This is a genomic window from Streptomyces sp. AF1A, from assembly GCF_047340315.1.
Lineage (GTDB): Bacteria > Actinomycetota > Actinomycetes > Streptomycetales > Streptomycetaceae > Streptomyces.
This window is the reverse complement of record NZ_JBLEBI010000288.1, coordinates 1-5,146: the sequence shown is the minus strand read 5'-3', so window position 1 is coordinate 5,146 and position 5,146 is coordinate 1. Positions and strand designations below refer to the sequence as shown.

7 protein-coding genes are annotated in these 5,146 nt (G+C 72.5%); 2 read left to right on the top strand and 5 right to left on the bottom strand.

Going from position 1 to position 5,146, the window contains the following annotated elements:
- Both ACLU3S_RS35690 and ACLU3S_RS35685 read right to left on the bottom strand, forming a co-directional pair.
- Positions 1-888: serine/threonine-protein kinase (locus tag ACLU3S_RS35690; RefSeq protein WP_413956125.1), on the bottom strand; the 888-nt coding region annotated here is incomplete at its 3' end.
- Positions 889-1,132: 244 nt separating this feature from the next.
- Complete coding sequence (locus tag ACLU3S_RS35685) at positions 1,133-1,879, bottom strand: VOC family protein (protein WP_413956124.1); 747 nt, start codon at positions 1,877-1,879, stop codon at positions 1,133-1,135.
- Between the two features lie 134 nt (positions 1,880-2,013).
- Here ACLU3S_RS35685 and ACLU3S_RS35680 point away from each other — a divergent pair, with 134 nt between their 5' ends.
- Positions 2,014-2,649 (top strand): TetR family transcriptional regulator, encoded by a 636-nt coding sequence (locus ACLU3S_RS35680; protein ID WP_413956126.1) that lies wholly within the window; start codon positions 2,014-2,016, stop codon positions 2,647-2,649.
- Between the two features lie 16 nt (positions 2,650-2,665).
- Here the strand turns inward: ACLU3S_RS35680 and ACLU3S_RS35675 are convergent, their stop codons facing one another.
- Entirely contained in the window at positions 2,666-3,175 is a 510-nt protein-coding gene (locus ACLU3S_RS35675; protein WP_413956123.1) for an Lrp/AsnC family transcriptional regulator, read from the bottom strand.
- 82 nt (positions 3,176-3,257) lie between these two features.
- Here ACLU3S_RS35675 and ACLU3S_RS35670 point away from each other — a divergent pair, with 82 nt between their 5' ends.
- Entirely contained in the window at positions 3,258-3,875 is a 618-nt protein-coding gene (locus tag ACLU3S_RS35670) for a LysE family translocator (protein WP_413956122.1), read from the top strand.
- A 154-nt stretch (positions 3,876-4,029) separates the two neighbouring features.
- Here the strand turns inward: ACLU3S_RS35670 and ACLU3S_RS35665 are convergent, their stop codons facing one another.
- Positions 4,030-4,512 (bottom strand): nitroreductase family deazaflavin-dependent oxidoreductase, encoded by a 483-nt coding sequence (locus tag ACLU3S_RS35665; protein ID WP_413956121.1) that lies wholly within the window; start codon positions 4,510-4,512, stop codon positions 4,030-4,032.
- On the bottom strand, positions 4,512-5,146 hold a 635-nt coding region (locus ACLU3S_RS35660), incomplete at its 5' end, for an acyl-CoA dehydrogenase family protein (protein ID WP_413956120.1). The genes ACLU3S_RS35660 and ACLU3S_RS35665, both read right to left, overlap by 1 nt.

The following is a 5,146-nucleotide window of genomic DNA, read 5'->3' as shown; positions in this document are numbered from 1 at the left end:
GCGGCGGGCCTCGATGAGCGCGACCGCCTTCTCCGGCAGCCAGGCGGAGGCGGTGCCGCTGTCGTCGGAGCCCGAGCCGAAGAGGTGCGGTGCGAGCTGGGCCTGGAGGTCGGCCGGGGTGGGCCGGGCGGAGGCCTCCATCTGCATGCAGACCTCGATCAGCGGGCGCAGCTCGTCCGGGAGCCCGGTGAGGTCCGGGCCCTCGCGCAGCAGCATGAAGACGGTCTCGACCGGGTTGGCGCCGTGGAAGGGCGGGTGGCCGGTGGCGGCGAAGACCAGCATGGAGCCGAGGGAGAAGACGTCGCTGGCGCCGGTGACGCTGCGGGAGTCCTTGGCCTGCTCCGGGGACATGTAGGCGGGGGTACCGACGGCGACGTTCGTCATCGTCAGGCGCGTGTTCGAGACGCCGGAGGCGATGCCGAAGTCGATCACCCGGGGGCCGTCCTCGACCACGAGCACGTTGGAGGGCTTGAGGTCGCGGTGGACCAGCCCCGCGCCGTGGATGGACTGCAGCGCCTCGGCGACGCCCGCCGCCAGCCAGCGCACGGCCTGGGCCGGCAGCGGCCCGCACTCGTTCACTATCTCCTCGAGGGAGGGCGCGGGCACATACGCGGTGGCCAGCCACGGCACGGCGGCCCGCGGGTCGGCGTCGACCACGGCCGCCGTGTAGAAGCCGGAGACCGCGCGGGCCGCCTCGACCTCGCGGGTGAAGCGGACGCGGAAGAGCTGGTCCTCGGCCAGCTCGGTGCGCACCGTCTTGATCGCCACGCGCCGGCCGGACGCCGAGCGCGCGAGATAGACCAGCCCCATGCCGCCGGCGCCCAGCCGGCCCAGCACCTCGAACGGCCCGATCCGCCGCGGATCGTGCTGCGTCAGCTGATCCACCACTTGCCTGCCACCTCCCCGTACTGGCCGCGCCACCCACATATGTACGCGACCGAAGTGCAGCGTCTCACCACCGCACCGCCGTGGCGGCACGCACCCCGATTCTTCCTGGCCGGGCCGCCGGTTGCGAACCCGGTGATGAATCGGGGTGTCCCACCGTAAATCTCGATAAACATCGACAAACCATCGACAAACCATCGACAAAAGCACCGACAAACCACCGGCACACCTCGACGGACACGTTCGTTCACCGCTGCAGTAGTGCGAACGACGCCCCCTGATTGTCGGTGACGACGGCCACTCGTCCGTACGACGTCTCGAAGGGCGGCGCCTGCACCCGCCCGCCGAGCCGCTGGACGGTCGCGAGCGCGTCGTCGAGCACGGTGACCCGGAAGTGGCAGAGGAAGTGCGGGGGCATCTCGGCGGGGAAGACGTCGGTGACGTCGGCGCGGCCGAAGTCGGGCTCGGCGTCCGTGCCGAACAGGGCGTCGTGGAAGATGCTCCCGTAGAAGGCGTTGGCAGCGGCGGTGTCCCGGGTGTAGAGCTCGGCCCAGACAAAGGTGCCCGGCTCGTGCCGTCGCCCGAAGCCCGGGTGTCCGGTCCCCTGCCACAGCCCGAAGATCGCGCCCTCGGGGTCCGCGACGAGGGCGGCGATCCCGAGGTCGCCCACCGGGAAGGGGTCCATGACCACGTGGCCGCCGGCCGCGGTGATGCGCCGGCCGAGGGCCTGGACGTCGGGGGTGGCGAAGGACACCGTCCAGACGGTGGGCATGCGGCCGTCGCGCTTGGGGGCCAGCGAGGCGACGCGGTCCTCGTCCAGCATGGCCCACACGGCGGAGCCGTACGCCGCCCGGAAGGACCACCCGAAGAGCTCGCCGTAGAACCGCTTGCCCGCCTCGACGTCGGGCAGCTCGGCGTCCACCCAGCAGGGGACGCCTTCCCTGTACGCCCCTCCGTGCGCCTCTTCGTTCCCGGATGCCCTGTTTTCGGCCATGTCGTCAAAGTAACCGGGTCGCGCGCACCCCGCAGACCAGCCACCCCTCCCCCGACAGCACCTCGCACCCCATTTGCAGTCGGCCGAATCGCGCTCCGATCACCCCTCGGTAAGCTGACGACATGACAGGACAAGTGCGTACCGTCGACGGCCGCGTGGCCGGCCGGCGTGGGCAGGCGACCCGGCAGAAGCTGCTCGACTGCCTCAGCGAGATGCTCAGCTCCTCCCCCTACCGGGACGTCAAGGTCATCGATGTCGCCCGGAAGGCGGGCACTTCACCCGCGACCTTCTATCAGTACTTCCCGGACGTCGAAGGCGCCGTGCTCGAGATCGCCGAGCAAATGGCCGCCGAGGGCGCCGGGTTGGCCGAACTCCTGCAGGGGCGCACCTGGACCGGCAAGGCGGGCTGGCAGACCGCGCAGGAACTCGTGGACGGATTCCTGGAGTTCTGGCGGAGGAACGACGCCATCCTGCGCGTGGTCGACCTGGGCGCGGCCGAAGGGGACAAACGGTTCTACAAGATCCGCATGAAGATCCTCAACTCGGTGAACAACTCCCTTGCGGACGCGATCGCCGAGCTGCAGTCGAAGGGGCGGGTCGACAAGGACGTCAGCCCCGCGGCGGTGGCCGGTTCGCTGGTCGCGATGCTCGCGGCGGTGGCGGCGCACCAGAAGGGCTTTTCCTCCTGGGGCGTGAAGCAGGCGGAACTCAAGCCGAACCTCGCGCTGTTGGTGCACCTCGGCGTGACGGGCAAGAAGCCGTCGAAGTAGCGCACCTCCCTCTTCTTCACACCAAGTCCTGTCTGGCGGGCGGTGGTTCACTCGGTGAACCACCGCCTGCCGTCTGTGCGGGCAGCGGCCGGTCCCGCACCACGTGCTTCATCACCAGGGTCGACGTCAGCCGCTGCACGCCCGGAAGGGTGGCGAGCCGCTCGTCGTAGAGCCGCTGGAAGGCGGCGAGGTCGGCGGTGGCGACCCGCAGCAGGTAGTCGGGCTCGCCGAACAGCCGCTGGGCGTCCAGCACGTGCTCCAGCCCGGCGACCGCCCGCTCGAACTCGGCGACGGTGTCCCGGTCCTCCTGCCGCATCGACACGAAGACCAGCGCCTCGAAGTTCAGCCCTAGCGCCGCCGCGTCCACGACCGCGCGGTAGCCCTGGATGGCGCCGGAGCGCTCCAGCTCGCGCAGGCGCCGGTGGCAGGGCGAGACGCTGAGCCGCACACGGGTGGCCAGCTCGGTCACGGTCAGCCGCCCGTCCTGCTGCAGCTCGGCAAGGATTTTCCGGTCCACGTCGTCCATGAAGAAGATAGTTGCTCAGAAACCCCGATCATGAGCAAACTTCGGGAACACTTTCGGGCCATTCACGCCTAATGTCGCCGGCATGGACTCGGGACTGCTCATCTCCTTTCTCGCCGTGGACCTGCTGCTGGTGTGCGTGCCGGGTGCCGACTGGGCGTACGTCATCACGGCCGCCCTGTGCGGCGGCCCGGTACCGCGCGCGGTGGCGGGCCTGGTCTGCGGGTACGCCCTGTACACGGCGCTGGCGACCGCCGGCCTGGCGGTCCTGGTGGCGGGCTCCCCGCGCCTGCTGACGGTCCTGACGGTGGCGGGCGCCGGCTACCTGCTGTGGCTGGGCTGGGGCGTCCTGCGGCGCCCGGCGACCCCGCAGGCCGGTGCGGCGGCCCCGCCTCGCAGCGGTGCCTTCCTCCGGGGCGCCGCCATCAGCGGCCTCAACCCCAAGGGCCTGCTCCTCTACCTCTCCGTCCTCCCCCAGTTCCTCACCCTCCGCGGGGGCCACCTTCCCGTCCCGGCCCAGACCGCGGCCCTCGGCCTGCTCCACATGGCCTGCTGCGCGGCCGTCTACCTCACCGTCGGCCTCCTCGCCCGCACCCTGCTCACCGCCAGACCCGCGGCGGCCCGGGCCGTGACACGGACCTCGGGGGCGGCGATGCTCGGAATCGGCGCGTTCCTGCTGGCGGAGCGGCTGGCGACGCTGTAGCTCCGCCGAGGGCCGGGAGCCGGCGGCCGTCCTGCGGGGGAGACCGTCACCGGCCGCACCCACCCGCGCGGCGGCCGGACACCGGGCTCAGCCCTCCGCTCCGCGACACCACCTGCCTGGGCCCGCATGTCACCGACGTCCCGGGGCAGCGCATCTAGCCCGCACTTCGGGTGAGCCGGAAGAGACGGATCTCCCGGTCCACGCGGGACTGGTACGTGGCGTACGGCGGCCAGAAGCGCAGGAGTGCCGCCCAGACCTCCGCCCGCTCCCGCCCCGTCAGCAGCCGGGCCGTGACGGGGACGTCCCGCCCCTTCCAGCTGATCGAGGCGTGTGGATGGGCGAGCAGGTTGTGGGTCCAGGCGGGGTGCCCGGTGCGGCCGAAGTTGGAGCCGACCAGGATCCAGCCGCGGCCGTCCTCCTCCGGCATGCACGCCAGCGGAGTCCGGCGCAGCCGCCCGCTGCGGGCGCCGGTGGTGGTGAGGACCACGCCCGGCAGCAGCCCGGCGCTGAGCAGGAAGCGGCCCCGGGTGAGCCGGTGCACGCTCCGGTCGAGCGCCGGGACCACATGGGGGGCGACCTTCGCGAACGCCCGGGTGGACGACATCCTCTGCACGAACCGCACGCCGAGGCCCGCCATCAGACGGCCACCTCGCCCGCGAAGAGCCCGGCGGCCTCGGCGGCCCGGTCCCGCAGCCGGTGCGCCGGACCGAACAGCAGCTCGTCCCCGGCGGCCCGTTTGAAGTACAGGTGGGCGTCGTGCTCCCAGGTGAACCCGATCCCGCCGTGCAACTGGATACCCTCGGCGGCGGCGCACCGCAGCGCCTCCAGCGCCTGCGCGAGCGCCAGCGCCCCGGCGCCCTCGCCGTGCGCACTCGCCCAGGCGGCGTAGTACGCGGCCGACCGCGCCGCCTGCACCCCCACGTACGCGTCCGCCAGCCGGTGCTTCACCGCCTGGAAGGAGCCGACGGGCCGCCCGAACTGCTCCCGCTGCCCGACGTACTCCACGGTCCGCTCCAGCACCCGGTCGGCCGCCCCGACGGCCTCGGCGGCGAGCACGGCGGCGGCCCGGTCGCCGAGCGCGGCGAGGGCGGGCAGCACGTCCGTGTCGTCGTCGCCCAGCACCTCGGCCTCCACATCGCGCAGTTGGATCCGCCCCCGCGGCCGGGTGGCGTCGAGCGCGGTCTGCCGCGCCCGTACGACGCCCACCGCGTCCCCGGCCACCAGGAACAGCAGCGTCCGCGAGCGGGCGAACCCCCCGGTGTGCGCGGGCA

Excerpts from the sequence above, each read along its gene's own strand:
- ACLU3S_RS35685 (WP_413956124.1), bottom strand. The coding sequence starts at position 1,879 with ATGGCCGAAAACAGGGCATCCGGGAACGAAGAGGCGCACGGAGGGGCG.
- ACLU3S_RS35675 (WP_413956123.1), bottom strand. The coding sequence starts at position 3,175 with ATGGACGACGTGGACCGGAAAATCCTTGCCGAGCTGCAGCAGGACGGG.
- ACLU3S_RS35670 (WP_413956122.1), top strand. The coding sequence starts at position 3,258 with ATGGACTCGGGACTGCTCATCTCCTTTCTCGCCGTGGACCTGCTGCTG.
- ACLU3S_RS35665 (WP_413956121.1), bottom strand. The coding sequence starts at position 4,512 with ATGGCGGGCCTCGGCGTGCGGTTCGTGCAGAGGATGTCGTCCACCCGG.